The sequence below is a fragment of the Pseudomonas sp. NCIMB 10586 genome (assembly GCF_023127895.1).
Lineage (GTDB): Bacteria > Pseudomonadota > Gammaproteobacteria > Pseudomonadales > Pseudomonadaceae > Aquipseudomonas > Aquipseudomonas synxantha_A.
The window spans coordinates 571,484-596,244 of record NZ_SPKQ01000050.1 but is presented as its reverse complement, the minus strand read 5'-3'; the positions used below and the strand labels follow the sequence as shown (position 1 = coordinate 596,244).

General features: G+C 58.7%; 16 protein-coding genes, 4 tRNA genes, 1 pseudogene and 1 riboswitch. Of the genes and pseudogenes, 5 read left to right on the top strand and 16 right to left on the bottom strand.

Going from position 1 to position 24,761, the window contains the following annotated elements; translation table 11 throughout:
* Positions 1–329: 329 nt before the first annotated feature.
* Positions 330–406: transfer RNA gene (locus E4P01_RS26295), tRNA-Arg, on the bottom strand.
* A 323-nt stretch (positions 407–729) separates the two neighbouring features.
* On the opposite strand from E4P01_RS26295, the gene E4P01_RS26290 reads away from it, so the two are divergent.
* The 3 genes from E4P01_RS26290 (at position 730) to E4P01_RS26280 (ending at position 1,850) form a co-directional block, all read left to right on the top strand.
* Positions 730–957 (top strand): hypothetical protein, encoded by a 228-nt coding sequence (locus tag E4P01_RS26290; protein WP_216091991.1) that lies wholly within the window; start codon positions 730–732, stop codon positions 955–957.
* A gap of 11 nt (positions 958–968) precedes the next feature.
* Positions 969–1,148: a PA3371 family protein gene (locus E4P01_RS26285; RefSeq protein WP_103734786.1), complete on the top strand. Its 180-nt coding sequence runs from the start codon at positions 969–971 to the stop codon at positions 1,146–1,148.
* Between the two features lie 375 nt (positions 1,149–1,523).
* The gene (locus tag E4P01_RS26280) at positions 1,524–1,850 is read left to right on the top strand and encodes an Arc family DNA-binding protein (protein WP_003193592.1); all 327 of its coding nucleotides are present in this window, start codon (positions 1,524–1,526) and stop codon (positions 1,848–1,850) included.
* A 100-nt stretch (positions 1,851–1,950) separates the two neighbouring features.
* Here the strand turns inward: E4P01_RS26280 and mgtE are convergent.
* The 8 genes and pseudogenes from mgtE to ltaE form a co-directional block, all read right to left on the bottom strand.
* Positions 1,951–3,393, bottom strand: a pseudogene (gene mgtE, locus E4P01_RS26275) (magnesium transporter).
* Between the two features lie 349 nt (positions 3,394–3,742).
* Positions 3,743–3,819 (bottom strand) — tRNA-Arg (locus tag E4P01_RS26270).
* A gap of 72 nt (positions 3,820–3,891) precedes the next feature.
* Positions 3,892–3,968: transfer RNA gene (locus E4P01_RS26265), tRNA-Arg, on the bottom strand.
* Positions 3,969–4,076: 108 nt separating this feature from the next.
* Positions 4,077–4,167 (bottom strand) — tRNA-Ser (locus E4P01_RS26260).
* 62 nt (positions 4,168–4,229) lie between these two features.
* Positions 4,230–4,418 carry a carbon storage regulator CsrA gene (csrA, locus tag E4P01_RS26255; RefSeq protein ID WP_003175645.1) on the bottom strand — a complete coding sequence of 63 codons (189 nt, stop codon included), beginning with the start codon at positions 4,416–4,418 and terminating at the stop codon, positions 4,230–4,232.
* A gap of 174 nt (positions 4,419–4,592) precedes the next feature.
* Positions 4,593–5,834: an aspartate kinase gene (locus E4P01_RS26250; RefSeq protein ID WP_005790609.1), complete on the bottom strand. Its 1,242-nt coding sequence runs from the start codon at positions 5,832–5,834 to the stop codon at positions 4,593–4,595.
* Positions 5,835–5,929: 95 nt separating this feature from the next.
* Entirely contained in the window at positions 5,930–8,548 is a 2,619-nt protein-coding gene (gene alaS / locus E4P01_RS26245; RefSeq protein WP_032879836.1) for an alanine--tRNA ligase, read from the bottom strand.
* A gap of 146 nt (positions 8,549–8,694) precedes the next feature.
* Positions 8,695–9,699: a low-specificity L-threonine aldolase gene (ltaE, locus tag E4P01_RS26240; RefSeq protein WP_078822111.1), complete on the bottom strand. Its 1,005-nt coding sequence runs from the start codon at positions 9,697–9,699 to the stop codon at positions 8,695–8,697.
* 190 nt (positions 9,700–9,889) lie between these two features.
* Positions 9,890–10,059, top strand: a riboswitch (FMN riboswitch).
* Positions 10,060–10,172: 113 nt separating this feature from the next.
* On the opposite strand from ltaE, the gene E4P01_RS26235 reads away from it, so the two are divergent.
* Positions 10,173–10,682, top strand: a complete 510-nt coding sequence (locus E4P01_RS26235; RefSeq protein WP_032879834.1) for a 6,7-dimethyl-8-ribityllumazine synthase — start codon at positions 10,173–10,175, stop codon at positions 10,680–10,682.
* Between the two features lie 147 nt (positions 10,683–10,829).
* On the opposite strand, the gene astE is transcribed toward E4P01_RS26235, so the two are convergent.
* From astE to E4P01_RS26200, 7 genes are all read right to left on the bottom strand, one after another.
* Positions 10,830–11,834, bottom strand: a complete 1,005-nt coding sequence (gene astE, locus E4P01_RS26230) for a succinylglutamate desuccinylase (protein ID WP_216091992.1) — start codon at positions 11,832–11,834, stop codon at positions 10,830–10,832.
* Between the two features lie 11 nt (positions 11,835–11,845).
* Positions 11,846–12,133 carry a hypothetical protein gene (locus E4P01_RS26225; RefSeq protein WP_003175651.1) on the bottom strand — a complete coding sequence of 96 codons (288 nt, stop codon included), beginning with the start codon at positions 12,131–12,133 and terminating at the stop codon, positions 11,846–11,848.
* A 26-nt stretch (positions 12,134–12,159) separates the two neighbouring features.
* Positions 12,160–13,506: an N-succinylarginine dihydrolase gene (gene astB / locus E4P01_RS26220; protein ID WP_148853737.1), complete on the bottom strand. Its 1,347-nt coding sequence runs from the start codon at positions 13,504–13,506 to the stop codon at positions 12,160–12,162.
* A gap of 155 nt (positions 13,507–13,661) precedes the next feature.
* Positions 13,662–15,128, bottom strand: a complete 1,467-nt coding sequence (gene astD / locus E4P01_RS26215) for a succinylglutamate-semialdehyde dehydrogenase (protein ID WP_216091993.1) — start codon at positions 15,126–15,128, stop codon at positions 13,662–13,664.
* Positions 15,128–16,153, bottom strand: coding sequence for an arginine N-succinyltransferase (gene astA, locus E4P01_RS26210; RefSeq protein ID WP_005790626.1), 1,026 nt, complete (start codon positions 16,151–16,153; stop codon positions 15,128–15,130). The genes astD and astA overlap by 1 nt, the downstream gene beginning before the upstream one ends.
* Before the next feature lie 51 nt (positions 16,154–16,204).
* Complete coding sequence (gene aruF / locus E4P01_RS26205; RefSeq protein WP_248130167.1) at positions 16,205–17,224, bottom strand: arginine/ornithine succinyltransferase subunit alpha; 1,020 nt, start codon at positions 17,222–17,224, stop codon at positions 16,205–16,207.
* A 128-nt stretch (positions 17,225–17,352) separates the two neighbouring features.
* Positions 17,353–18,573, bottom strand: coding sequence for an aspartate aminotransferase family protein (locus tag E4P01_RS26200; protein ID WP_032879829.1), 1,221 nt, complete (start codon positions 18,571–18,573; stop codon positions 17,353–17,355).
* Between the two features lie 294 nt (positions 18,574–18,867).
* On the opposite strand from E4P01_RS26200, the gene E4P01_RS26195 reads away from it, so the two are divergent.
* Positions 18,868–24,753 (top strand): DUF6543 domain-containing protein, encoded by a 5,886-nt coding sequence (locus tag E4P01_RS26195; RefSeq protein WP_216091994.1) that lies wholly within the window; start codon positions 18,868–18,870, stop codon positions 24,751–24,753.
* The last annotated feature ends 8 nt before the right edge of the window (positions 24,754–24,761 follow it).

Below are 24,761 nucleotides of genomic sequence, written 5' to 3'. Positions count from 1 at the left end.
CTTCAACCACTTGCGCTTAAGATCTCTCCGAAGCGGGAGGCGAATTCTACAGGGATTTGCATGTGCGTCAACCCCATTAAATCAAAAAACTCAAAACTCCCATTTGACCTGCCGTGCACCAGGCCTGGAGCCTCTGTGAATCTCTATATATAGAGAAGGGAGCCAGCGCATTGCCCGCACTGGATACTCCTGACGCAAAAAACAACCTGCAACAAATGCCAGGCTATCAACAGATAGCAGGATTCAGATCGAAGGAAATGCAGCAGAGAGAAAAGCGGATGTCTTGTAGATAGCACTAAACGCCATGGCAGGCGTTCAGTCTATAAAGATGGTGTCCCAGGGCCGGTTCGAACGGCCAACCTTCCCCTTAGGAGGGGGATGCTCTATCCAATTGAGCTACTGGGACAAATGACAAGCGCGTCGCGGATGAGACCAGCGACAGACGGCGTGCATATTAACGGTCGAGGTAGTTTTTGTCATGTCGTCCTTAGGCATTTTGCTTGTAGGGCAATCCTTGCACATATCTTTATAGCTTCACCCAGTAAACACGGGGACTTGCAGTGATCGTGCAAATTGCACTACCTCAAAATGCCATCATTGCAAACTGCAACCCGAACCCCCCACATAGGCAAATCAACTAATTGATTTTAAAGGGAAAATAGTTTGGCACGGCATCTGCAATGTTCTTTGCATAAACCAAGCGAACCAAGCACCGCGGAGAACATGACCATGAATAGCATCCTACTATTAGCTCTCAATGCCGTAGCCCTGGCCGCACTGGTGATATTTCATTTCCAGCCAGTCAATACTCAAGATGCCGCACTGGCCAGCCAAGCAGTTCCCCATCATCTGCAACAACGCCCCCAGCTGGCGGTAGTCACTGCTACCGAGCAGTCACCCGTTCTCCTGACCCGAGAAACACAAGCAGCACCTACATCCGAGCACTGGGTTTTCTGAGATAACTATCAATGTCCAAACCTGCCTGGCTTTTTCTATGCTTGACCCTCATGGCAGGCTTTCTGGCCCTCGCTACTGACTCCCCTGGAGTTCAAGCCACCGCCTTCATCGTCAGCGCCGTGTTTGGTAGCCTACTGATGTTGGCCCTCATCGCCGGTCGCCGAATCAAGTTCGATCCATTGCTGCGCTAACCCCCTCCCCCCCTACCTTATGTCGAATCACCCTAGCAAATCGGCAAACTGCCACTAGGCTTAAGACTGAGGGCAAAAGGCCATATTGCGCTGCGCCCTTCAACCCAGATGCGCCGTAGCCCTGCGCGTTGATGGACTAGCACTGCATCAGCGCCAAAGTTTTCAAACCAGTCCGCAAAAATGCAATTCAGTACTGGCACAAAGCCTTTAGGCGGTTCAATATTTGTCACAGAATTGACGCCAATGAAATGGCAAATCTGAGGCATGATGCGGCCTCTTTGCAATTCGGGTTGAACTTTGGTCGTGAGCCTTGTCTTAACACTCATCTTGCGGCCAATTCCAGAAACCGCTCCCCTGAACTAACCGGTTAAATATATGCGCCCATTGAAACAGGCAATTTATTCCAGCCGTACGGCTGACAAATTCGTCGTACGTCTGCCAGACGGAATGCGGGAACGCATTGCCGAGGTGGCTCGCAATCATCACCGCAGCATGAACTCTGAAATCATCGCACGCCTGGAACAAAGCCTTATTCAGGAAGGTGCCTTGGGTGAAGAGTTGAGCATGCGCCTGGATAGCCCGGAGCTGTCACTGCACGAACGCGAACTGCTGCAGCGTTTTCGTCAGCTCTCCCACCGCCAGCAAAACGCCCTCGTCTCGCTTATCGCTCACGATGTTGAGGCGGCCGCAGAAGCCAATTGATTGACACTGAAAGCCGAAGCCAGCCATGTGCTGGCTTTTTTTTGCCTGAATTTTGGAGATGGGGAGCAAAGCGGGGGCAGACATGCCCCCGCAGAAAGGATCAGAGCAGGAAGATCGTTGCCAGGCCCAGGAAGATGAAGAAGCCACCACTGTCAGTCATGGCAGTAATCATCACGCTGGCTCCCATGGCGGGATCGCGACCAAGGCGCGCGAGCGTCATAGGGATCAATACCCCCATCAAGGCAGCCAGCAGCAGGTTGAGGGTCATGGCGGCCGTCATCACCACACCCAAGGACCAACTGCCATAAAGGAGATAGGCCACCACACCAATCACTCCACCCCACACCAGGCCGTTGATAAGGCCCACAGCCAGCTCCTTGCGCAGTAGGCGTGAAGAGTTGGCCGTACTCACCTGATCCAGCGCCATGGCCCGCACGATCATGGTGATGGTCTGGTTACCGGAGTTACCGCCGATACCCGCCACAATCGGCATCAACGCTGCCAATGCCACCAGCTTTTCGATTGAACCTTCAAACAACCCGATGACACGAGACGCGATAAATGCCGTGATCAGGTTAACCGCCAGTCAGGCCCAGCGGTTATGCAGAGAACGCCAGACTGACGCAAAAATGTCTTCCTCTTCACGCAAACCCGCCATGTTGAGGACTTCGGTTTCACTCTCTTCACGGATCAAGTCAACGATTTCATCGATGGTCAGACGACCGATCAACTTGCCGTTCTTGTCGACCACCGGAGCCGAGATCAAGTCGTAACGCTCAAAGGCCTGGGCCGCGTCGTAGGCATCTTCGTCAGGATGGAAGCTGACGGTATCGCTGGCCATCAGGTCAGCTACTTTCTTCTCTGGATCATTTACCAGCAGGCGCTTGATCGGCAACACGCCTTTGAGAATTCCCTCGTAGTCGACCACGAACAGCTTGTCGGTATGGCCCGGCAGCTCTTTGAGGCGACGCAAGTAACGCAGTACCACTTCCAGACTGACGTCTTCGCGGATGGTGACCATCTCGAAATCCATCAGCGCACCGACCTGGTCCTCGTCATAGGACAGCGCCGATCGCACGCGCTCACGCTGCTGCGTATCGAGCGCCTCCATCAACTCATGAACAACATCCCGGGGCAGCTCAGGTGCCAGGTCGGCCAGTTCGTCCGCATCCATCTCCTTGGCGGCGGCCAGGAGCTCATGATCATCCATGTCGGCGATCAGCGTTTCACGGACCGAGTCAGACACCTCCAGGAGGATGTCACCGTCGCGATCGGCCTTGACCAACTGCCAAAGAGTCAGTCGATCATCCAGCGGCAAAGCTTCGAGGATGTAGGCAACGTCGGCGGAGTGCAGGTCATCGAGCTTGCGTTGTAACTCGACGAGGTTTTGCCGGTGAACCAGGTTTTCAACGCGGTCGTGGTTCGGACCTTCCTGGCGGTGCGTGAGGTCTTCGACCACGCGCTGGCGCTGCAGCAGCTCGATGACTTGAGCCAGACGATCCTGCAGGCTTTCTTGTGTTTTCTTTACTTCTACTTCGGTCATAGGCGAACTCCACTCCCAGCAGCGGGGCACGCCGGAAGGATCAATCAGTCAATTCATGATTGGTAAAACGGGGTACTGAGTCACTACTGGGTAAGTCCATGGAGGTATTCCACAAGCCCCGACGGGGCTGACGGGCGCATGATACACCGCCCGGCCGTTTTAAACGTTAAAAAACTGGAAAGAACAAGCGCTTGCGAGCCAATGTTCAGTATTGGCTGCACCTATAGAAATGCGACGACACGCAGGAGAGGGAAAACACATGGGAAAGATAAAAAGACCCACACCAGGATAAAACCTACATAAACCCCAGACGGCAAAAAGCCCGCACTAGGCGGGCTTTTTGTTTGTATGGTGCACTCGACAGGATTCGAACCTGTGACCGCTCGGTTCGTAGCCGAGTACTCTATCCAGCTGAGCTACGAGTGCAGATTGTGTTTTTAGACCAGATCACAACTGGTTGAAGCCGAGCTACCTGCATCGCTGCAACTAACTCTTAAATGGTGCACTCGACAGGATTCGAACCTGTGACCGCTCGGTTCGTAGCCGAGTACTCTATCCAGCTGAGCTACGAGTGCATTTGTTGCCGCGCATTATAGGCCGTTCAATCTCTATGTAAAGCTATTTTTTCGAGTATTTTCAACAACTTACCGAAAAAACCAGATTGCAACGTACTAAGCAAATAATGGCGGAGAACGGGGGATTCGAACCCCCGACACCCTTTTGAGGTGTACTCCCTTAGCAGGGGAGCGCCTTCGGCCACTCGGCCAGCTCTCCGCAACACGGGGCGTATATTAACCACGTTCATCCCCGTTTGCAAACATAAAAAACGATAAAAATTAAAGGCTTGGTTCTTCGTCCTTCTCTTTCTTGATCCGCAGGTAGATTTCCTCGCGGTGAACCGCCACCTCTTTTGGAGCGTTAACCCCAATACGCACTTGATTGCCTTTGACGCCGAGCACGGTCACGGTGATTTCGCCATCACCGATAATCAGGCTTTCTGCGCAACGACGAGTCAGAATCAGCATGCCTTTCTCCTCACGCATTTCAGTTCAGGAACAACAGTCTGCAAAAAAAAGGCATTCGACCTACAACCCAAAAGCCGTAGCCCTACACACCTAAGTATTGTCGAGCCCACGCAAAAGAACATGCGCCCCACAAAAAATGAAAGGCGCGGTAAACCGCGCCTTCCTGGCAACACATCACTCGCCCTGTCGGGCCGGAGCGTCAAGCTCAAAAGCGGTATGCAGCGCGCGTACAGCCAGTTCCAGGTACTTCTCTTCGAGCACTACCGAGACTTTGATTTCCGAAGTGGAAATCATCTGGATGTTGATACCCTCCTTGGCGAGGGCCCCGAACATACGGCTGGCAACGCCGGCATGGGAACGCATGCCCACCCCTACGATCGATACCTTGGCAATCTTGGTATCGCCGACCACTTCACGGGCGCCAATCTCGCTCGCTGTGTTCTGCAGGATTTTCAATGCCGCATCGTATTCGTTGCGGTGCACGGTGAAGGTGAAATCGGTGGTGTTATCGTGCGAAACGTTCTGCACGATCATGTCGACTTCAACATTCGCATCGCTGACAGGACCCAGAATCTTGAAAGCCACGCCCGGGGTGTCTGGCACGCCACGGATCGTCAGCTTGGCTTCATCGCGGTTGAAAGCGATGCCGGAAATGATCGGCTGTTCCATGGATTCCTCTTCATCAATAGTAATGAGGGTGCCCGGACCCTCCTTGAAGCTGTGCAATACGCGCAGCGGAACGTTGTACTTGCCGGCGAACTCCACCGCGCGAATCTGCAGCACCTTGGAACCAAGGCTGGCCATTTCCAGCATTTCTTCAAAGGTGATCTTGTCCAGGCGCTGGGCCACTGGCACGACGCGCGGGTCAGTGGTGTAGACGCCATCCACGTCGGTATAGATCTGGCATTCGTCAGCCTTGAGCGCTGCCGCCAGTGCCACACCCGTGGTGTCAGAACCGCCACGCCCGAGGGTGGTGATGTTGCCTTGCTCGTCCACACCTTGGAAACCCGCTACAACTACCACGCGCCCAGCCTTCAGATCAGTACGAATTTTCTGATCATCAATCTGCAGGATACGCGCCTTGGTGTGCGCGCTGTCGGTGAGAATGCGCACCTGGCTGCCCGTGTAGGACACCGCCGGCACGCCACGCTTGTTCAGAGCCATGGCCAACAGCGCAATGGTTACCTGCTCGCCCGTGGACACAATCACATCCAGCTCACGTGGCAACGGCTGTTGATCCCCACTGATAGCCTTGGCCAGGTCGATCAGGCGATTGGTCTCGCCGCTCATGGCTGACAGCACCACTACCAGGTCATCGCCGGCATCGCGGAATTTCTTAACCTTGTCGGCGACCTGCTCGATTCTTTCTACAGAGCCGACCGAGGTGCCTCCAAATTTCTGTACGATCAAAGCCATTTCCAAGCCGCCTCAGCCCGTAAAGGGGCGCCTAATATCCAATCCACCCGCACTGAACAAGCCCGTGACTAGACCACGGGCCGATTAACAGTGCCTTAAATACCTGCCTCGACAAACGGCACGGTCAAGGCCAGGGCCGCATCCAGGGCACCGGCATCTACACCACCGCCTTGTGCCATGTCCGGACGACCACCGCCCTTGCCGCCCACTGCCGCAGCGGCTTGCTTCATCAAATCACCGGCCTTGAGTTGGCCAGTCAGGTCTTTGGTTACACCGGCAACCAGAACGACCTTATCCTCATGGACACTGCCGAGCAGGATCACTGCGCGGCCGAGCTTGTTCTTCAACTGATCAACCAAGGCCAACAACGCCTTGCCGTCCTGACCGTCCAGGCGCGCCGCCAGAACTTTCACATCCTTGACGTCAACCGCCGAGGCCGACAGATCATCGCCCGCAGCGCTGGCCGCCTTGGCCTGCAACTGCTCCAGCTGTTTCTCCAGCGCACGGTTGCGCTCCAGCACGGCAGACAGTTTGTCGATCAGATTGTCACGGCTGCCCTTGACCAGGCTGGCCGCTTCCTTGAGTTGTTCTTCGGCGGCATTGAGGTAAGCCAGGGCCGCAGCACCGGTCACCGCCTCGATACGACGCACACCGGACGCCACACCACCTTCGCTGATGATTTTCAGCAGGCCGATATCGCCGGTACGGTTAGCGTGGATACCACCACACAGCTCGACCGAGAAGCTACCACCCATGCTCAGCACGCGAACTTCGTCGCCGTACTTCTCGCCAAACAACGCCATGGCGCCCTTGGCCTTGGCGGTTTCGATGTCAGTTTCTTCAGTTTCTACCGGCGTGTTCTTGCGCACCTCGGCATTGACAATATCTTCCAGCGCCTTGATCTGCTCAGGCTTGATTGCTTCAAAGTGGCTGAAGTCAAACCGCAGGCGCTGGCTGTCGACCAGCGAGCCCTTTTGCTGAACATGCTCGCCCAGCACTTGACGCAAGGCAGCGTGGAGCAAGTGAGTGGCCGAGTGGTTCAACGCAGTTGCATGCCTTACGTCAGCATCGACCTGGGTATCCACTGGCGCGCCGACAGTCAGGCTGCCCAGTACCAACACACCGTGATGCAGGAAAGCACCGCCGGTCTTGGTGGTGTCGCGCACCTCGAAACGGCCGGACGTCGAGCTGAGGAAACCACAATCACCAATCTGGCCACCTGACTCGGCGTAGAATGGGGTCTGGTCCAGCACCACCACGGCTTCTTCGCCTTCGCTCAATACATCGACCGACTTGCCGTCTTTATAGATGGCAACGATCTTGGCCGAGCCGGCGGTAGCCTTGTAGCCGATGAACTCGGTGGGCACGTCAACCTTGACCAGGGTGTTGTAGTCCAGGCCAAAGGAGCTGGCGGAACGCGCACGCACACGCTGGGCTTCCATCTCACGCTCAAACCCGGCTTCATCGATGGTCAGCTCGCGTTCACGGGCGATATCGGCGGTCAGGTCCATCGGGAAACCGTAGGTGTCGTAAAGCTTGAACACCACGTCGCCCGGTACCACAGAGCCTTTGAGCTCAGCCAGGTCCTGCTCGAGAATCTTCAGACCGTGCTCCAGTGTCTTGGAGAACTGCTCCTCCTCGGCCTTGAGTACGCGCTCGATATTGCTCTGCTGCTGCTTGAGTTCCGGGAAGGCATCGCCCATCTCGGCAACCAGTGCAGCCACGATTTTGTAGAAGAAGCTGCCGGTGGCACCCAGCTTGTTACCGTGACGGCAGGCGCGACGGATGATGCGACGCAGCACGTAGCCACGCCCTTCATTGGACGGCAACACACCATCGGCAATCAGGAAGCCACAGGAACGGATGTGGTCCGATACCACTTTGAGCGACGACTGGCCTTCATTGGTGCAACCAATGGCCGCAGCCGAAGCGCTCAGCAGGTTGGTGAACAGGTCGATTTCATAGTTGGAATGAACGTGCTGCATGACCGCACTGATCCGCTCCAGGCCCATGCCGGTGTCCACCGACGGCGCCGGCAGCGGATGCAACACGCCATCGGCGGTGCGATTGAACTGCATGAACACGTTGTTCCAGATTTCGATGTAACGGTCACCGTCTTCATCCGGCGAGCCGGGTGGGCCACCCCAGATGTCCGCACCGTGATCGTAGAAGATCTCGGTGCAAGGGCCGCACGGGCCGGTATCGCCCATGGTCCAGAAGTTATCGGAAGCGTAAGGCGCACCCTTGTTGTCGCCGATGCGAATCATGCGCTCGGCAGGTACACCGATTTGCTGGGTCCAGATGTCATAGGCTTCGTCGTCCGTCGCGTAGACGGTAACCCAGAGTTTTTCCTTGGGCAGTTTCAGCACGCCGGTCAGGAAGGTCCAGGCGAAGGTAATCGCATCCTTCTTGAAATAGTCGCCGAAACTGAAGTTACCCAGCATTTCGAAGAACGTGTGGTGACGCGCGGTGTAACCGACGTTTTCCAGGTCGCTGTTCTTGCCGCCGGCGCGTACGCACTTCTGGCTGCTGGTGGCGCGAGTATAGGCGCGCTTTTCCTGGCCCAGGAAACAGTCCTTGAACTGGTTCATCCCCGCGTTAGTGAACAGCAGGGTGGGGTCATTGCCTGGGATCAAGGAGCTGGAGGCTACACGGGTGTGACCTTGCTCTTCGAAGAAGCGAAGGAAGGCTTCACGGATTTCTGCGCTTTTCATTAGGTTCTTCCACGGAGGCTGCGGCCAAAGGCCAGTGCGCAACATCATCAGACGGAGCGACGGCAAAGGGCCGCATTATATCGGCCCTTCGCCGGTGGTACAGCGTGTTTATGTGATAGAAACAGTCAATTAGACGGTCTGCACTGTCATTTCTGCGAAAATGCGACGAATGTCTGCACGACTTGCTCGATCTGTGCCCGGCTGACATCCAGATGGGTGACCATACGCAGGCGCGGCGCGGCACTCAACTTGATCCCGCGCTCTGCGGCAAAGGCTTTCAACGCCTGCGCCTGCTCGCCAATTTGCACATAGACCATGTTGGTCTGCACCGGCTCCACCGTGTAACCGACCTTGCGCAGCTCATCACCCAGCCACTGCGCGTTGGCGTGGTCCTCGGCCAGGCGCTGTACCTGATGATCCAGGGCATACAGCCCCGCTGCCGCCAACGAACCTGCCTGACGCATTCCGCCACCGACCATCTTGCGCAGGCGCCGGGCCTTGGCGATCAACGCCGTGGAACCGCACAGCACCGAGCCGACCGGTGCGCCAAGGCCCTTGGACAGGCACACCGACACCGAATCGAAATGCTTGGCGATGTCACGCGCATCCACCCCCAGCTTGATCGCTGCGTTGTAGATCCGCGCCCCGTCCAGGTGCAAGGCCAGGCCATGCTCACGGGTAAACGCACGCGCCTTGGCCAGGTACTCCATCGGCAGGACCTTGCCTTGCATGGTGTTTTCCAGCGCCAGCAAGCGCGTGCGGGCAAAGTGGAAATCGTCAGGCTTGATCGCCGCCAGCACGTGGTCAAGGTCCAGGGAACCGTCCGCTTGCACTTCCAGCGGCTGCGGCTGGATCGAACCCAGCACGGCCGCCCCGCCGCCTTCGTATTTGTAGGTATGGGCCTGCTGGCCGACGATATATTCCTCGCCGCGCTCACAGTGGGCCATCAATGCCAGCAAATTGCTCATGGTGCCAGTGGGCACGAACAGCGCGGCGGCGAAGCCCAGACGCTTGGCCAGTTCCGCCTCCAGCTTGTTGACGCTGGGGTCTTCGCCATAGACGTCATCACCGCTGACGGCGCCGGCCATCGCGTCGAGCATACCGGGGGTGGGTTGGGTCACGGTGTCGCTGCGCAGGTCAATCACGGTCATGAAGGGGGCCTCTAACGGAATGGATAAATCCTTTTGTGTGTGATTACTGCGGGCAAAGCCACGCAATATCAAGCCCCCACTGCATTCAATCGAATACCAACCAAACAAACCGATATAGCTTATCGATACAGCAACCGTGCAGTTTTTGAAAAACCGTGTTAAAAACTCTCCGCCGCCAGGGTTCTGGCGGCAACGTTCTCAGGGCGGGGTGCAATTCCCCACCGGCGGTAATTGCACGCAATGTGCATAGCCCGCGAGCGCTTGGCGCCTCGAACTGCTCCGGCAGGACGACGACAAGGTCAGCAGACCCGGTGTGATCCCGGGGCCGACGGTCATAGTCCGGATGAAGAGAGAACGGGATTGGCACCTAAGGGCCGCGCACTGACCTCATGCTTGCATGACGCCGTTGTGCATACCCTTAAATCCCATTCGATTCATAACGCCCTGTTTTTTTCTTAAACAGGAGTCAGAACATGCAACCCACCGCAATCGACAGCAAAAGCAAAAACCATCACGGCGAGCGCGTCGCGTTTATCCAGGCCTGCTGGCACAAGGATATCGTCGACCAATCGCGCAAAGGCTTTCTTGCCGAAATGATCGCCCAGGGCTATCAGGAATCGGACATCGACTTCTTTGAAGTCGGCGGTGCCTTTGAATTGCCCCTGCACGCCAAGTTGCTGGCCAAGACCGGTCGCTATGCCGGCATCGTCGCCGCCGCGCTGGTGGTGGATGGTGGCATCTACCGGCACGAATTCGTGGCCCAATCGGTAGTCAGCGGTTTGATGCAGGTTCAACTGGAAACTGAAGTGCCGGTGTTCTCGGTGTCCCTGACGCCGCACCACTTCCACGCCGGCAGCGAGCACACTACGTTCTTCTATGAGCACTTCGTGCACAAGGGTCAGGAAGCTGCGCGTACCTGCGCCGATACCCTGCACAAGGTGCGGGCGATCCGCCGTAGTGAGCCGCGTGCTGTAGCGGTCTAAGCAACACTGCAAAACAACATGTGGGAGGGGGCTTGCCCCCGATGGCGGTGAGTCAGCTGCAGATGGGCTGACTGGTATACGGCTATCGGGGGCAAGTCGAAACGTCGCACCGCCCCTCCCACATTTGGATCCAGTTGGACTTAAGATTTAAGCCAACCCAGCATCCGTGGCAGGCACGATAAGAATCCCTGCGCGCAAACCATTCTTCACCTTCGGGTTGGGGAAGATGATGCGGGCACCCTCCTCCTCGATCACCCAGCGCGTCTTGGCCACGTCTTCGGCCAGCAGATAACCCTTTTCCAATTGCGAAAAGTTTTCCACATCCGCCGGCAGGTGCATCAGGAAGGCGTCGCTGTGCTTGATGACCTCGCGAGAGACGGCAAACAGTTGCAGGCCGTCCAGGCTTTCTGTCGGCGGCTCATCACCTTCAATGATGTGCTTGAGGCGTGCCTCCAGCCGGGACACGTCCACGCTCTGGTTCTGCCCGAACGGCCGGGCCTTGCCCAGTTCCAGGGTGAAGGCTTCGGCTTCCAACTGTTCGTAGGTAAACGCAGTGAAAGTGATCGAGGTTTTGTTCTGCAGCAATACCGCTTGCATACCGCCGGCGTTCAGGCGCGCCAGTTCACGGCGCGAATGCTGACGCCCCTCCTTCCAAGGGTAGAGGGCAAACTGCTCGATCTTAGAACCACGAATCGCGGTGTGCAGGTCGTAGTGCAGGCGTGATCGACCGGGCTGGCTGAAAAAACTGCGCGCCAGTTGCTCGAGTTCGGCAGCGCGCATGGCCTCGGGGCCGATGTTGCTTTCATGCCGGCCGTTGAACAGCCGGTTGATGTCCAGTTCGAGATAACGCTCGCCGCGGCGCATGGCCTCGGGGTTGCCGAACAGGAACAGAATACGGGAGCGGGGTTTGATTTCCCCACGGGCGATGCCATGCAACAGGCGGTCGAGCAGTTCGATCGGCGCGGTTTCGTTGCCATGGATGCCGGACGACAGCAGCAGGTCGCCGCCATTGTCCCGAGCCTCAGGGGGGCGCACTTCGAGCGCGCCCTCGCTGAGCCAGCGCATCTGCACGCCGTCGACAGTCAGTTGAATTTTTTGCGCCGGTTCGCGACCGGCGAGGGTCAGTTCAAGCAGTTTGCCGAGGGCGAGCATAAGCAGCTTCCTTAGTGGTTGCAGCCAGGACCATGGACGTGATCGTCGTCATCACCCTCAACGTCGGCCGGTTCCATTTCCAGTTGCAGGCTCATCAGGTTGGTCGCCAAGGGACGCATCAGCAGGTTGGCGTACTCGGCGTCGCCCTCTTCGACGTCCACACCAATCAGCAGTTGGCCACGGCCGTCGTGCTGGATCCAGATCTCCTTGCCCTGCCAGACCACGGCAACGCGGGTGCAGGACGTTTCCAGCTGGGTGCCGTCGGTGTCTTCAAGGATCAGCTTCAGGGTGTCGGTCATAAATAAAATATCTCAGCCGTATGGCGTTAATTGATCTGGAAAGGATAAACCGAGCCCAGTTTAAGGATTTGCGTCAGTTCATCCAGTGCCGTCCGGCACTCAAGCAGCAACTGCGGGTCAGCCAGGTCGGTTTCGCGCAGGCTGTCGCGGTAGTGCTTGCCAACCCATTGGGTCAGGGTTTCGTACAGTGGCGCGGTCATGATAACGCCTGGATTCACCGCCGCCAGTTCGGTTTCGTTCAAGGCGACGCGCAAACGCAGGCACGCCGGGCCGCCGCCGTTCTGCATACTTTGCTTGAGGTCGAAAACGTTGACTTCGCGGATCAGCCCACCGGAGCTGGTCAGGCCCTGCAGGTAGTGCCACACACGCTCATTGCTGCGGCACTCTTCCGGCACAATCAGCAGCATCGAACCGTCAGGGCGGGTCAGCAACTGGCTGTTGAACAGGTAGGAACGCACCGCGTCCTCGACACTGACCTGGGCACGGGGTACGCAGACGGATTGGAAGTTGCCGCCCAGCTTGCCCAACTTGGCTTGCAGCTCGGCGAGCATCTGTTCGGTGTTGAGGAATGCGTCCTCGTGGTAGAACAGCATCTCGCCGTTGCCCACCGCGATTACATCGTTGTGGAACACGCCGGCATCGATCACCGCCGGGTTCTGCTGGGCGTAGACCACGCCGTCATCCTTCAAGCCGTGCAGGCGCGCGACTGCCTGGGACGCTTCAAGGGTCTGGCGCGCCGGGTACTTCTGCGGGGCCGGATAACGGCTGTCGAAGGCACTGCGGCCAAACACGAAGAACTCAACACCCGCCTCACCGTACTCACGGCAAAAGCGCGTGTGGTTGGCCGCGCCCTCATCACCGAACTGCGCCACCGCCGGCAAGGCGGCGTGGTGGGCAAAGTGCTTTGCATCGGCGAACATCGCGCCCAGCACGCGGCTGGTAGTGGGGTGCTCGATGCTGCGGTGGTATTTGCAATTGAGGTTGGCGGCGGTGAAATGTACGCGGCCGTCTGCGGTGTCGGCGCTTGGGCTGACAGTGGCCGCGTTGGCTACCCACATGCTGGAAGCCGAGCAGCTCGCTACCAGCAACGGCATGGCCTGCTTGGCCGCTTGCTGAATTACCTGGGCGTCGGTTCCGCTGAAACCCAGGTTGCGCAAAGCAGCCACATCCGGGCGTTCCTGGGGCGCCAACACACCTTGCACAAAGCCCATGTCCATCAGGGCTTTCATTTTCTGCAGGCCCTGCAACGCCGCTTCCTTGGGGTTGGAATGTTGCTGGCTGTTGCTTTGGGATGCGACGTTGCCGAAAGACAAACCGCCGTAGTTATGGGTCGGCCCCACTAGACCGTCAAAATTGACTTCACAGGATTTCATCGGCGAGGCTCCACGAACATCTGTTTTTATAGGCATCAAATTACTGAATACACCACAGTTCAAATGTGGGAGGGCGCTTGCTCCCGATAGCAGGGTGTCAGTTGACTAATTAGGTGACTGACACACCGCCATCGGGAGCAAGCCCCCTCCCACGTTCAGATCAGTGTAATGCCAGGGGTCAACGTGGCTGGCATCACCAGACTCGGCGTTTCCAGCGACGCCACCGGATACGCACAATAATCGGCCGCGTAATACGCACTGGCCCGATGGTTACCCGAGGCCCCTACCCCGCCAAACGGTGCGGTACTGGCGGCGCCGGTCAACTGCTTGTTCCAGTTGACGATACCGGCACGGCTTTCCAGCCAGAACTGCTGGTAACGCGCTTCGCTATCCGACAACAGGCCAGCGGCCAGGCCGTATTGGGTGTTGTTGGCCTCTGCGATTGCCTCGGCGAAATCCGCGTAGCGAATCACCTGCAACAGCGGGCCGAACAGTTCTTCGTCTTCGCGCTCGGTTACGCCGGTCACGTCGATGATGCCTGGGGTCAGCAATGCGGCCTGATCCTGTGGCTGGGTCATTTCCAGCAGCGCTACGGCGCCATTGGCCAACATCAATTGCTGGGCGTCCATCAAGGCTTTCGCCGCGCCAAGGGAGATTACCGAGCCCATGAACGGCGGTGGTTGCTGGTCGAACGCACCGACTTCAATCGTTGCGCTCACCGCCACCAACCGCGCCAGCAATGCATCGCCCCAGGCGCCTTCCGGCACCAACAAGCGACGGGCGCAGGTGCAACGCTGACCAGCCGAGATAAACGCAGACTGGATGATGGTGTAGACCGCCGCATCCACATCGGCCACTTCATCCACGACCAGCGGGTTGTTGCCGCCCATTTCCAGGGCGAGGATTTTGTCCGGGCGTCCCGAAAACTGCTGATGCAGATGATTGCCGGTGCGGCTGGACCCGGTGAAGAACAAGCCGTCTATGCCGGGGTTGGCGGCCAGGGCGATGCCGGTTTCCCGCGCGCCTTGCAGCAGGTTCAACACGCCCGCCGGCAGCCCGGCTTCGATCCAGCATTGCACGGTCAGCTCGGCAACTTTCGGGGTCAGCTCGCTGGGTTTGAACAGCACGGTATTACCCGCCAGCAAGGCCGGGACGATATGGCCGTTGGGCAAATGCCCGGGGAAGTTGTACGGGCCGAACACCGCCACCACGCCGTGAGGCTTGTGACGCAATACCGCGGTGGCGTCACCCAATGGGCCGCTCTTTTCGCCGGTGCGCTCACGATAACTCTGCACCGAGATGGCGATCTTGTTGGCCATGCTGGTGACTTCGGTAGCCGATTCCCACAAGGGTTTACCGGTTTCCTCACCAATGCAGCGGGCAATTTCATCGGCACGGCTTTTCAGGGTGCTGGCAAAGGCTTCCAGCACGCTGATGCGTTCTTCCAACGGCAGACGAGCCCACGCAGGGAATGCCTGGCGTGCCGCCTGCACGGCGGACTCGACCTGCTCGGCGGTGGCGCCGTTGCCGGCCCACAATGCCTGCTGGGTCACCGGGTTGCGCGATTCGAACAGCTCACCCTGGCCGGCCAGCCAGCTACCTGCGATATACAGCGAATTCATTACTTGGACTCCCGAGCAGCAGACAACGGTACGGCACGCACTTGATCACCCACCACCAGCTGCAGGCGCTTGGCGGTCTGCGGATCAACCACCAGGGTACCTGCCGCCAGCCGGGCCGGAGCAGCAGTGATACGGCACTCCTCGCGCTTGCGGTTATGGATCAGGAACGGCGTGGCGTCGTCCCCCGGCGTGCCGATGGCCAACACCAGCGACTGGCTGTCGCGCACCGCACGGATTTTGCTGGTTTCACACTCTACCGCTGGGCCTGCATCGAAGATATCGACATAGCCCTGATAGCTGAACCCTTCGCTCTTGAGCATACTCAGGGCCGGCTCGGTGTCCGGATGGACCTTGCCGATCACGTTGCGCGCATCCTCGGACAGGAAGCAGCTGTACAGCGGAAACTTCGGCATCAGCTCGGCGATAAACGCCTTGTTGCCCACACCGGTAAGGTAGTCGGCCTGGCTGAACTCCATTTTGAAGAAGTGTCGACCCAGGCTTTCCCAGAACGGCGAACGCCCGGCGTCGTTGGATACGCCGCGCATCTCGGCAATGATCTTGTTGCCGAACAATTGCGGGAACTCCGCGATAAACAACATGCGCGCCTTGGCCAACATGCGGCCGTTAAGACCGTTGCGATAATCGGCATGCAAAAACAACGAGCACAATTCGGAATTGCCGGTGAGGTCGTTGGCCAGAAACAGCGTCGGAATCTCGCGGTAGATATTCAGCTCCTGGGAGGCGCTGACGGTCAGCCCGACCCGGAAGTTATACCAGGGCTCACGCAAGCCCACGGCACCGGCAATGGCAGAAATGCCGACCACGCGGCCTTCATCGTTTTCCAGCACGAACAGGTAGTCGGCATCGCCGCGCCCGGCTTCGCCGCGAAAGGTTTTTTCCGCCCAGCCAACCCGGTGGGTCAGGCGCTCTTCGTTGGCCGGCAAAGTGGTGAGGCCGGTGCCGGTGCTGCGCGCCAGATCAATCAGGGCCGGTAAATCGCTGCTGCGTACGGGACGAACGATCATGCTATCTCCTCGAACGGGCCGCTGTTGTCAGCCACCCGCGAAACTCTGTTTTTATACCGCGACCAAACGCACGCTCGCGCCTTCGCCAACGCCCAGTGCTTCGGCGGCCGCCAGGTCCAGGGTTACTGGCTTGCCTGGCGCATAGTCCAGCTCCAGCATCACCGCGCGGTAATCCTGCAACTGCGCGTTACTCACCAGGTACTGGCGACCGACGCCCTTGACCATCTCGCCGATCTTCACCGGTACCACGCGGCTCTGGGCGATCGAGCGAATACCCGAAACCCGTGCATGCAGCGTCGGGCCACCGTCGAAGATGTCGATGTAGTGGTCGGTCTCGAAACCTTCGCGCATCAGGATATCGAAGGTGATCTGCGCACGCGGGTGCACCTGGCCCATGGCTTCCTGGGCTTCGTCCGGCAACAGCGGCACGTAGATCGGGTAATGCGGCATTAGCTCGGCGAGAAAGGTGCGGCTTTTCAGCCCGCACAGGCGCTCAGCGGCAGCATAGTTGAGGTCGAAGAAGTTGCGACCGATGGCGTCCCAGAACGGCGAATCACCGTTTTCGTCGCTGTAGCCGACAATCTCGGTTACCACCGAATCGGCAAAGCGCTCGGGGTGGCTGGCAACGAACAACAGGCGGCCACGGGAGTTAAGTTCCGACCAGGGCGATCCGACCAATTCCGGCACCACGTAGAAACTGGTGAGCAGGCTGTTCCCGATCAGGTCATGGCACTGGGAAAGCACGTGGATCTTGTTATGGATCTTCAGCTCTCGGGAGGCGTGCACGAAGGTTTCGTTACGGAAACTGTAGAACGGCTCGGAGTAGCCGGCTGAAGCAACGATGGCCGAGCAACCGGCGAGCTTGCCGGTATCGGTGTCTTCAAGCACGAAGAAATAGCTCTCTTCACCGTTGAAGCTTACCTCGGCCGCGAAAGAAGCTTCGCTGGCGGCGATCTTGTCGCTCAGGCGTTCCACATCGTCTGGCAAGGACGTAACACCAATCGGGCTGTCTGCAGCCAGACGCTGTACCTCGCCCAGATCAGCCATTTGCGCGGGGCGCATCACCAGCATGGTGTTACTCCTTAACTCGAAAAACTCATAGAAAAAAATACCGGACAGGTCAGGAACAACACTGTTCCTAATGTGGGAGGGGGCAAGCCCCCTCCCACATTTGATCCGGTCCGGCAGATAGATTTGTATCAGGCTTGGGTCAACGTCTTCACAGCACGCTCAAAACGATCCAGCCCTTCGTTGATATCCGCCTCTTCCACCACCAGGCTCGGCGCAAAACGCACCACGTCCGGGCCAGCTTGCAGGATCATCAGATTCTCTTTTTCGGCCGCGTTGAACACGTCCTTGGCCTTGCCTTTGAAGGCATCGCTGAGCACGCAACCGATCAGCAGGCCCATGCCACGCACCTCGGTGAAGATGCCGTATTGCGTGCCGATCTGCTCCAGGCGCGCCTTGAACAAGTCATGCTTGGCGTTAACGCCGGCCAATACTTCTGGCGTGTTGATCACGTCGATCACCGCTTCGGCCACTGCGCACGCCAGCGGGTTGCCGCCGTAGGTGGTGCCGTGGGTGCCGACCACCAGGTGCTTGGCCAAGTCTTCACGGGTAAGCATCGCCGCAATCGGGAAACCGCCGCCCAGGCTCTTGGCGCTGGTAAGGATGTCCGGCGTCACACCGTAATGCTGGTAGGCAAACAGGTGGCCGCTGCGGCCCATGCCGGTTTGCACTTCGTCGAACACCAGCAGCGCGTCGTTCGCGTCGCACAGTTCGCGGGCACCTTGCAGGTAAGCCAGTTCAGCCGGCAGTACGCCGCCTTCACCCTGGATCGGTTCCAGCACTACGGCGCAGGTCTTGCCCGACACAGCGGCCTTCAGCGCAGCCAGATCGTTATAAGGAACGTGGGTGATGCCGGTGATTTTAGGCCCGAAACCATCGGAGTACTTGGACTGGCCGCCGACGTTGACGGTGAACAGGGTACGGCCGTGGAAGCTGTTCAGCGCGGCGATGATCTCGTATTTCTCGCTGCCGAAACGGTCAAAGGCCACACGACGGGCCAGCTTGAACGCAGCCTCATTGGCCTCGGCGCCGGAGTTGCAGAAGAACACGCGATCGGCAAAAGTGGCGTCGATCAGCTTGTGGGCCAGGCGCAGCGCCGGCTCGTTAGTAAAGACGTTGGACACATGCCACAACTTGTTGGCCTGTTCGGTCAGTGCACCGACCAGCGCCGGGTGGGCGTGGCCCAACACGTTGACCGCGATGCCGCCGGCAAAGTCGATCAGCTCACGACCTGCTTGATCCCACACGCGCGAACCTTGGCCACGCACAGGGATAAAGGCGGCAGGTGCATAGTTAGGCACCATTACTTGGTCGAAATCGGCACGTTGCACCGGGGCTTGCTCAACGGACATCGGAGTCTCCTGAAGAGGAACGCCTGCCTGGAACTGGCGGGCGATGCAGGGATTGTAAGGACAGTTTTCAGTAGGGCCTTGCCGCCAAGCGACAACTTCTTATAGCGCCAACCCGCGTTTTTAGCGGGTTTACGCCAATGCGACAAATAGCGTCGCAATGGCGCAGTTTAAACGCTGCGCCAGGTTTGCGTCAGGGTTATCCAGTGAAAGGGTTGCGCCCCCTAATTATCTAAAGTCCCCCCTCTGCAACCGGCTGGTTTACTGCGGGCTTCATGACTTGCACGGACCCGCTCCATGACGAACCTCGATTATTCCGATACCCGCCTGCCCGACAGCCACTATCAATTGTTGACCGACACCCTGCCCTCCTGGCTCGGCAATGCCTGCGCCGACAAACGCCAGGCACTTGCCGCCACCCAGCCACAACAGCTGCCGGGCAGTGCCGAACAACGCGCCGCGCTCGCGCGACTGACCGGTGCCCACTGGGATGCACAGAACAGCGTAGATCGGGCATTGCAGCACCTGCAGGACGCCAAGGCGTTCGCCAAGCCGATCCTCGAACAGGCATTGAAAGCCGATTACGGCCTGGACCTGAACGTCGAGACAACCTATTTACGCCTGTATATCCCTGATCGTACCCCCTGGTTCCCGATACGCTCCGGTGCAGCGCGCACCTGGACGGTTTCGCTGCTCGACGCCGCCCTGCATAACTTTGAGCTCAAGGAAACCCTGGCCGACGCCTACGAGCCGGCCTCGACCTTTATCACGCAGCCTTCGGCCAGCGGGCAATTCGACACTTTGCCGCAGATCAAACGTGTGCTATCGATCCAGGCATTCGCCAGCCGGTGCCGTGACCTGGACATGGGTGCCCGCTACGCCCGCTACCTCAACGATGAGCTGGGCATGTCCAACCCGGTTGCCGCTGCGGTATTGCGCCTGAAGGTCGACGCCAGCCAGAAAGCCGCCCTGCATGCAGCCGTGCAACTGGCACGTATCAAGGACGATATCAGCGACGACTATGCTGACTTGATCGAAGGGCTGGTAGCTGGCACGCCCAACCTCAGGCTCAACGGCCAACCGTTGCGCTGTCAGGAGCTGCGCATGATGGACATTGCGCTGACCGGCATTCAACTGTTCTCTCCCGACCTTGAGAGACCGCGCTCGCCGCAACGCCTGGTGGCATACGTTCCAGATGATCCGCAGCACCCGCTCAAGGAATACGCCTCGCCTTTGGCATTCAAACAGGAACTGACCCGGCAACTGCGCGACCGCGATTACCAGACCTTCTTCAGCCGCTTTGTACCCCACGCCCAACGCGGGGTGTTTTTTTCCGGCTTGAGCCAGCGCCTGGCGCGCATCACCTGGCACCCGCCGGTCAGGGGCAGCGGCCAATCGCCCTGGCGCAGCACCCCCATCGAAGACCCCAAGCTACAGTTTGATGCGCAGCCTGTCTGGGGCGATCCCTGGTTGCATCTGTACCGTCGCAAACTCGACAAGATTCTCAACGACGCCCGCACACTGGCCGTCTCCACCGCCAGCGTCGATCGTGAGGCGCGCTGGCGGCTTTGGGACTCTTTCGTCGATGTGGCTTCCTCGATCCTCAACGCCGCACTGATGGTGGTCGCCCCCTTCGTGCCGGGCCTGGGCGAATTGATGCTGGGCTACATGGCTTATCAACTGCTCGATGACGTGTTCGAAGGCGTGATCGACTGGGCTGAAGGCCTGGGCAAGGAAGCCTTCGGTCATCTGATGAGCGTGCTGGAATCCCTGGTGCAGATGGGTGCTTTCGCTGCGGGCACCCAAATTGGCCCGACCGAACTGCGTAAAGTGCTGCCCGAAAACGTCCTCGCGTACATTGACAGCTTCAAACCGGTGAGCCTGGCCAACGGCGCCAAACGCTACTGGAAACCGGACCTGGCGCCCTATGAGTACCCATCATCGTTGCCAACGCGCCTGGGTATCAACGAGCTGGGTCTGCACGAGGTACGCAAGGAAACAATCCTGCCACTGGAAAACAAGCTGTACACCGTGGAAGAAAGTCCGGACAGTGATTTTTACTACATCAAACACCCCAGCCGCCCTGACGCCTATCGCCCGATTGTGCGACACAACGGCGCCGGCGCGTGGCACACCGAACTCGAGCAGCCCTTGCAGTGGGACAAGCACACGTTGCTGCGCAGACTGGGGCACAGCGTGCAGGATTTAAGCGAAGCGGACCGGGAACTGGGCTTGCACATCAGCGGCGTGGATGAGGGTGTCGTGCGCAAAATGCACGTCAACAGCGAGCCTCTATCGCCGCTACTGGACGATACCTTGAGTCGTCTGCGCATCGACCGCAGCATCCAGCGGCTGATCGATCAGCTACGCAGCGACGACCCGGCGGTGTACCACCTGATTGACCCACAAGATACCTTGCAAGTGTTGACCACCCACGGCTCGTGGCCGCCCACCAAAGCCTTGCGCATTGTCAACGACAAGGGGCAAACAGCCTGGGAGTTCGGTGATGAGCGCATGCCAGTGATTCAGGTATTTGAGGCCCAACTGGAGAACGGCGACTTGCTGAAAACCGTCCTGCGTGGGATGAGCAGCGAAGAAATCCGTGCGCCGTTCGGTGAGCGCGCCAGCGATCCCGAACTCAGCCTGGATCGCCGCGCCCATCTGCTACGCCATAAGCTGGCGGACATTGCCGATAGCCAGCGCAGCGCGTTGTTCGACTCGCGTTATGCGACGTTGCAAGCCACCACCGAACCGCTTACCCAGCAATTGCTCACCACCACGCCTGAACTGCCTATAAGCGTTGCGAAAACACTTGTGAGCGAGGCCAGCGGTGCAGAACTTGAAGCACTGCATGAACGAAACACGCCCCCGCGCCTGGCCGAACTGGCACGCACCGCGTTGAATGAAGTACGGATCAACCGCGCCTATGAGGGCCAGCACTTGAATACGCCGCCCTCCCTGGACACCGATCGCCTGGCACTGAACTCCCTGCGCACACTGCCAGGCTGGTCTGGCGAGGTACAGCTAGAGGCTCGTCACCACTCGCAAACCGGACCGAGCTGGCTGCGGATCGGTCCAGATGACGCCCCGATCCAACGCACGTTGGTGCGTACTGAAGCCGGCCGCTACCAGCCCCACAATGAACAGGGTGCCCTCTCCAGCGAGACCGACCTGTACTCAGCCGTTTTAAGTGCCCTACCCGATAAGCAGCGTGACCAGCTCGGCCTTGGCATCCACGACGGCGCACAACTCAAGCAGCGCCTGCGGCAAGCGCCGCTGCCACGCAGTGAACTGCGCACACTACTCACCCCTGATAGCAAGCCGGAAAGTGTCACTGAAGCCCTGCGCCTGCTGGGCAGCGACAACGGCTATCGTGCCCAGGCGCCGGCGCCATTAAGACCTGTGAACTTGCTTCAACGCGCGCACGACCTGTACCCCAGACTTCGCGAACGCCAATTGACTACCCTGGTGAACCACTTGCACTCACAGCCTGGCGGTGCACTCGCAGGCCTTGAGGCGCTGCGCATCGAATACAACCAACTGGAACATGACCTGAATGCCTGGCAACGCGACATTCCGCTTCGCCCCCCCGGAAACGGCGCCCTACTCAGTGCACACCAGCGTCTGTACGAGCAACGCAATCGCAGACTCATTGCCCGCGAACTCAAACGCTGCTGGCGCAGGGAGTTACCCCTCGATGACTACTTCGAAGACCCGGCGCGCGACGGCTACCGAATGAACCTGCGTTACCCTATTCGTGGCGAACTGCCGCGACTGTCCGCCAACTTCGATCACGTATCAATGCTGACGCTGTCAGGCAGCAACCACACGCAAGGAGCCGCCGCGTTCCTGGGCAACTTTCCCCGACTGCGTCACTTGACCGTTGACAGTATTCCCTTGGGCAACCTGCCCCCAGCCGTACTTCAGATGCGCAGCTTGAACACATTGAGCCTGAGCGACTGCGCAATTACCCTGACGCCGCACAGCCAAACCCAGCTCGCCTCGATGACCCAATTACAAACCCTGGACCTGCATAAAAACCCCTTGGGTCGGGTGCCCACTGTGGAAGCGATGACCGAGCTGAACACACTGGACCTGTCCGAAACCGGCATCGATCGCCTCCCTCCCGGTTTGCTCACCCGCAACGACCTTAGCGCAGCCTTTCTCAGCGGCAACCAGATCGGAGAATTACCGGAAGCACTGTTCGATCTTCCGTCACATACCAGCGCTGCCTTCGACCTATCTGACAACCCACTGTCATCGGCCACCCTCGAGCGCGTTAAAGCCTATTACCAGCAGCACGGCACCTACTGGGAGGCCGATGCTCCGGCAGTGGATGTGCGCGACGCAAAAATGCTGTATCCCTCACTGGACACCGACCAGATCAACCAGTTTATCTACAGCCTCCCAGGCGACCTGGAAGCGGGTAGGCGCGAGCTGGCAAGGTTGGCCGGTGAATTGGATACGCTAAAGTCCGAGCTCAACCACTGGACGCAACAGCCGCAGTTGCAGCCATCGGAAGCCACCCGGCGAAGCGAGCTCAGCACATTACTTGAGCAAAGCTGGCGCAGGGAAACACCCCAGGACACTCAATTCGTCCATTTGCTGGAAATCCCCGCGACGCTCGCAGGCGAGCTGCCCACGCTGAGCGCGCACTTCAAGCATGTTGGCTCACTGACCATCAAAGGCAATGGTAGCCCGATGGGGTCGACCGCCTTTATCGACAGCTTCCCGGCCCTAAGTATCCTGGACATCAACAACGTGAGGCTCGGCGACATCCCTGCCCAAGTGCTCAACCGGCAGGCACTATCCATTCTGGGGCTGCCACGCTGCTCAATAGAACTCAGCCCTACCAGCGTAGCGGGGTTGCAAGGCATGACCAGCCTCGAATATTTATACCTGGACCACAACCCGCTGGGCCGTACTCCGGATTTCAGTCACCTGCCCAATCTGAGCACAATCTCGCTGAAAGACACCGGATTGACACAGGTACCCCCTAGCCTGCTGGGCGGCCCGCCACGCCAGTCGGTCAACTTGAGCAAAAACGCCATTGAGCAACTGCCCGAGGCACTTTTTTCCATGCCGGCCTCAACCACCAGTGGCCTGGTCCTTTCCGCAAACCCCTTGACACCCCAAACCCTGGAGTCGATCAAACGCTACTGCCAGCGCACCGGGGAGAGTTTCGCCGCCCAGGCATCCGAATCACAACGCATGCGCACGCAGCGGCTATACCCCTCGTTTCTGGATAACGAGGCAGACCGTTTCATCTTCCGCCTGCCCGGCGACATGGCGGCAATCGAACCGACGTTGACGCGCCTGGAAGCTGAATACGAGCGACTGAACAACGACCTGCAGGTGTGGGTGCAGGCTGTACCGGATCGGCACCCCATCCTGGATGTGCCTATTGACGAACAAACCCGCGCTCAGGACCAACTGAGGCGGCGCAACTTCAAGACACTGCTGGAGCAGGCGTGGCGACGAGAAGCCCCCGAGGATGAAGAAAGCCTGGACGATGAGCTGACCCACCAGGTCTTACTCGACACACCAGTGTTGGGCGACTTGCCGGAATTGAACGCCAACTTCGACCACGTGACCTCGTTCCAACTGGACGGCAACGGCACCACGACTGGTGTCGACGGTACGTTGCGCAACTTCAGCCATTTGCAAACCCTCAAACTGAGCAAGTGCTCCCTGGGCACCCTGCCTGAGGCGATCCAGCACATGCCCACACTGTCCACATTGGATATAACGGAATGCGCAATCCGGCTGACACCCGAAACCCGAGGCGTGCTAACGGGGTTGACCGAACTTGAGTTTGTTAATTTGAGCAACAACCCCCTGGGTCACGCCCCTGACGTCGGCTCGCTGAACCAACTGGTTGCGCTGTATCTGAGCAACGCGGCACTGAGCGAAGTTCCAGAGGGCGTATTTGGCCTGGATCAACTGCAAACGCTGGACCTGAGCAATAACGCGATCCGGGAGATACCGCAGGACTTGCTGGAGACGTCAGCAACCTTCAATGGCGACAGCGACTTGAGCGGCAACCCACTGTCGGCGCAAAGCATGGAGCGCTTGCGTCAGTACTACCAACGCACAGGTGTGGACTTCCAGGTCGCGGCCGCCACCGTGGACTCCCAAGGCACACCGCTGGTGGCAGCTCTGCCAGTACCAGAAGAAGACTAACTGTTGAA

Bases quoted from the DNA above. Each gene is read 5' to 3' on its own strand.
- E4P01_RS26290 (WP_216091991.1), top strand. From the start codon at position 730: ATGAATAGCATCCTACTATTAGCTCTCAATGCCGTAGCCCTGGCCGCA.
- E4P01_RS26285 (WP_103734786.1), top strand. From the start codon at position 969: ATGTCCAAACCTGCCTGGCTTTTTCTATGCTTGACCCTCATGGCAGGC.
- E4P01_RS26280 (WP_003193592.1), top strand. From the start codon at position 1,524: ATGCGCCCATTGAAACAGGCAATTTATTCCAGCCGTACGGCTGACAAA.
- csrA (WP_003175645.1), bottom strand. From the start codon at position 4,418: ATGCTGATTCTGACTCGTCGTTGCGCAGAAAGCCTGATTATCGGTGAT.
- E4P01_RS26250 (WP_005790609.1), bottom strand. From the start codon at position 5,834: ATGGCTTTGATCGTACAGAAATTTGGAGGCACCTCGGTCGGCTCTGTA.
- alaS (WP_032879836.1), bottom strand. From the start codon at position 8,548: ATGAAAAGCGCAGAAATCCGTGAAGCCTTCCTTCGCTTCTTCGAAGAG.
- ltaE (WP_078822111.1), bottom strand. From the start codon at position 9,699: ATGACCGTGATTGACCTGCGCAGCGACACCGTGACCCAACCCACCCCC.
- E4P01_RS26235 (WP_032879834.1), top strand. From the start codon at position 10,173: ATGCAACCCACCGCAATCGACAGCAAAAGCAAAAACCATCACGGCGAG.
- astE (WP_216091992.1), bottom strand. From the start codon at position 11,834: ATGCTCGCCCTCGGCAAACTGCTTGAACTGACCCTCGCCGGTCGCGAA.
- E4P01_RS26225 (WP_003175651.1), bottom strand. From the start codon at position 12,133: ATGACCGACACCCTGAAGCTGATCCTTGAAGACACCGACGGCACCCAG.
- astB (WP_148853737.1), bottom strand. From the start codon at position 13,506: ATGAAATCCTGTGAAGTCAATTTTGACGGTCTAGTGGGGCCGACCCAT.
- astD (WP_216091993.1), bottom strand. From the start codon at position 15,128: ATGAATTCGCTGTATATCGCAGGTAGCTGGCTGGCCGGCCAGGGTGAG.
- astA (WP_005790626.1), bottom strand. From the start codon at position 16,153: ATGATCGTTCGTCCCGTACGCAGCAGCGATTTACCGGCCCTGATTGAT.
- aruF (WP_248130167.1), bottom strand. From the start codon at position 17,224: ATGCTGGTGATGCGCCCCGCGCAAATGGCTGATCTGGGCGAGGTACAG.
- E4P01_RS26200 (WP_032879829.1), bottom strand. From the start codon at position 18,573: ATGTCCGTTGAGCAAGCCCCGGTGCAACGTGCCGATTTCGACCAAGTA.
- E4P01_RS26195 (WP_216091994.1), top strand. From the start codon at position 18,868: ATGACGAACCTCGATTATTCCGATACCCGCCTGCCCGACAGCCACTAT.